The sequence below is a fragment of the Moraxella sp. CTOTU48268 genome, assembly GCF_032069585.1.
Lineage (GTDB): Bacteria > Pseudomonadota > Gammaproteobacteria > Pseudomonadales > Moraxellaceae > Faucicola > Faucicola cinerea.
In genome coordinates, this window is sequence record NZ_DAMALV010000070.1 from 1 (window position 1) to 3,489 (window position 3,489).

Annotated in this window: 4 protein-coding genes; all 4 read left to right on the forward strand. The window is 42.4% G+C overall.

Features of this window, described 5'->3' with window-relative positions; all coding sequences use genetic code 11:
* The coding region (locus tag RT143_RS12120; protein ID WP_313093324.1) for an ABC transporter permease subunit at positions 1-717 on the forward strand (717 nt) is incomplete at its 5' end.
* On the forward strand, positions 717-1,496 hold the full coding sequence (locus RT143_RS12125; RefSeq protein ID WP_313093326.1) for an ATP-binding cassette domain-containing protein: 780 nt from the start codon (positions 717-719) through the stop codon (positions 1,494-1,496). The genes RT143_RS12120 and RT143_RS12125, both read left to right, overlap by 1 nt.
* 345 nt (positions 1,497-1,841) lie before the next feature.
* Positions 1,842-3,140 carry a YeiH family protein gene (locus RT143_RS12130; RefSeq protein ID WP_313093328.1) on the forward strand — a complete coding sequence of 433 codons (1,299 nt, stop codon included), beginning with the start codon at positions 1,842-1,844 and terminating at the stop codon, positions 3,138-3,140.
* Positions 3,137-3,334, forward strand: coding sequence for a hypothetical protein (locus RT143_RS12135; RefSeq protein ID WP_007117079.1), 198 nt, complete (start codon positions 3,137-3,139; stop codon positions 3,332-3,334). Before RT143_RS12130 ends, RT143_RS12135 begins: the two co-directional genes overlap by 4 nt.
* Positions 3,335-3,489: the final 155 nt, after the last annotated feature.

The window sequence follows — 3,489 nt, forward strand, 5'->3', positions numbered from 1 at the left end:
CTGGTAGCAAGTTTTCAATTCCTGCCTGAGGATTATCTTAAAAATATTTCGTCACCCAGTGCCGTTCTTCAAGCGGGCTATGAACTCATAAAAAGTGGTGAGCTTTGGCAGCATCTCGGTATTAGTGCGCTGCGAGCGTTTGCTGGGTTGTTGATTGGCGGGTTGTTTGGGTTGGGGTTTGGGCTGTTGACCAGTACCTTGCCTGTATTTCGCACGTTATTGGATACCACCTTTCAAATGCTGAGAAACATCCCACATTTGGCATTAATTCCCCTGGTCATTGTGTGGTTTGGGATTGATGAAACGGCAAAGATTTTTTTGGTGGCAGTTGGCACATTTTTTCCGATTTATTTGAATACCTATCACGGCGTCCGTAATGTGGATAAACATCTGGTCGAGATGGCAAAAAGCTATGATTTAACCGGTTGGGCATTGTTTAAAGAAGTGATTTTACCTGGGGCATTGCCGAGTATTTTGGTGGGGGTGCGTTTTTCATTGGGCATTATGTGGCTGACGCTGATTGTGGCGGAAACCATTTCGGCTACCACAGGCATTGGGTATTTAGCCATGCACGCTCGCGAGTTTTTTCAGATTGATATCATTATGTTTTCAATCTTGGTTTATGCATTATTAGGGTTTTTAGCCGATTTTATTGCCAAAAAGCTTGAGTTTGTTTGGCTCAAATGGCACCCCGCTTACCAACAAGGAGTACACTAATGTCAACGCCATTGTCAGCGTCATCCAGAACGCCATCAAAAACCTCAGCAGGATTGGCTTTAAGCTTAACCAATGTGGTCAAAAAATTTGACAATCGAGAAGTCATTAAAAACCTAGATTTGCACATTCAAAGTGGGGATTTTATCGCTATTGTCGGGCACAGTGGCTGTGGCAAATCAACGTTGCTGCGTTTACTTGCGCAGTTAGAAACGGCGAGTAGTGGGGAGTTGACAGCCATGTCAATTGCCAATCAAGCCATGTCGCCTCAGGCATGGCGACAATCTACGCGGCTGATGTTCCAAGATGACCGATTATTACCTTGGAAAACGGTGCTGGAAAATGTGGGGCTTGGGCTAAAAACGCCAGACTGGAAAGCGCAAGCGTTGAAAGCGTTGGCGGAAGTCGGCTTGGCAGAGCGGGCTGATGATTGGCCATCGGCATTGTCAGGGGGGCAAAAGCAGCGAGTGGCTTTGGCTAGAGCGATTATTCATCGTCCCCAGCTGTTGCTGCTTGATGAGCCATTGGGGGCGCTCGATGCATTAACCCGTCTTGATATGCAGCAACTATTGGTCAAATTATGGCAAGAACATCGATTTACGGTCATTTTAGTGACCCATGATGTCAGTGAAGCGGTCATCACGGCTGACAGGGTGATTTTAATTGAACAAGGCAAAATTGGACTGGATTTGCCAATCTTATTGCCCCATCCCCGTAATAACATGACTAAAACTGCGCCACTGGAGCAAATTGTGCTCGATAAAATTTTAGCGGTGCATTGAGCACGCCTATCGGACAATGGCAAGCCACTGACACCTTTTGGCACTCTTTGCCACCCTTTATTGAGCAAAAGCCCATTAAAAAGTTAATGGGCTTTTTTAATGATAAACTTAATTGATTTGATTTTTCTGTCTAGGTTAGTCAAAACTTTGCTCAGCGCTTTTATTGGCGCTAGGTCAGTCAGTAAAAACCACCTAAACATTATGCGGTCACAGTACCGCCTGTTAGCAAAATTTATTATATTCATATCAGTTATGGTTATTAAGTATAATCAATAATTCATGGAATAATGTCTTTTTTATTTGATGCAAGTGTTAATCGATATTGGGAGAAAGGAGCGTGAGGTCATGAAATTTTTAAAAAATGAGGATAATTGGTCGGTTGTGCTGGGACTATTTATTGTGGTGGTGATTTGCACCTTGTATATATTGCAAATACCTATCACTAACTTAAATGTCAAAATAAAACCTTGGTCAGACGTTAGTGAGCTATTTAACCTAGTTAGCCATTCAATCCTAGGACTGCTAAGCTTAGCGATTGGTTTTGGGTTACTGCTATTTTTGGGTGCCAAATCCGCGCAACCTGAAATAAAATTACCTCCATTTTTAGCCAAATTTATCTTATTGTTTTTGATGGCGGCGGGCATTTTGATTTTAAGCAGTAATAAGACTGTCAAAGCATGGCAACTAGAAAGTCCTTTAGTAGCCTTGTTCATTGGTCTGTTACTTGGCAATTTTACCTCAATTGCTGATAAATTAAAGGAGGTGCTGAGAACCGAATACTATGTCAAAATTGGTATTATTTTAATGGGGGCAACCTTACCCTTCACTACGATTTTAAAAGCGGGTCCGGCCGCCATTGTGCAAGCCTTAATTGTTTCGGTTGTGACTTTTTCTACCATTTATTTCGTCGCAACAAAAGTGTTCAAGCTTGATAACCGATTTGCAGCGACCCTTGGGGCAGGTGGCTCGGTGTGTGGGGTGTCAGCGTCGATTGCCATTGGCGGTGCCTGTAGAGCCAAACATGAGCATGTAGCGGCGTCCATTTCGTTGGTGATTGTGTGGGCGGTAATTATGATTTTTGCGCTGCCATTTGCTTGTAAGTTATTGGATTTGCCACCTGCGATTGCCGGTGCTTGGATTGGAACGTCTGAATTTGCAGACGCTGCTGGCTTTGCGGCGGTTGAAGCGATTGGTAATGAGTCTGCTACCCAAGCCTTTACATTAATGAAAGTGGTAGGCCGAGATATGTTTGTTGGATTATGGGCATTTTTGGCAGCTTATTTATCGGTCACTGTCTGGGAGCGTGCTTCAACGAACGAGCGAATTGATAAATCAGAGATTTGGCGTCGATTTCCTAAGTTTATTATCGGTTTTTTTATTGCCTCAATCATCACGACCTTATTTGTACTGATTGCACCCAACGCTGAAGCTTTTAATAAACAAGCATTAGGTCTTATCAAAGACTATCGCGGTTGGTTTTTTACCTTAACGTTTTTATCAATTGGTATGACAACGCGATTTAAAGCATTGGCAAGCGTGGGCATTAAACCTGTACTTGCGTTTACAGCGGGTGTTTTGGTCAATCTACCGCTGGGCTATTGGCTCTCTAACCATGTGTTTGCAAACTATTGGATAAATTTATGATCACCCAATCAACCACTATCAAAAGTCAAATCCCATTACCAAAGACGGTGTTAGCACAATTTGGCTTTAGCAATCATTGCTCCCAAGCCGTCTTTGATACGTGGGAGTTAAAAAAAGCCCTCAAAGCAGCGGGTATCGATGAAAATCAATATCAGCTGACAGTAAATTATCACCGACAGTGGGGATATTTTTGATGGTTTGAAAAAACCTATGGCGATAAATTAGCTTTGTTATTAATTTGAAATTTATCCAACAATTTACCTGTTGATCTAAGAACCTGTTCACAATCTTTTTAATAACAAAGCGATGAAAGCAAGATTGGTAAATTGAAGGCTCGAATTTAAATGAC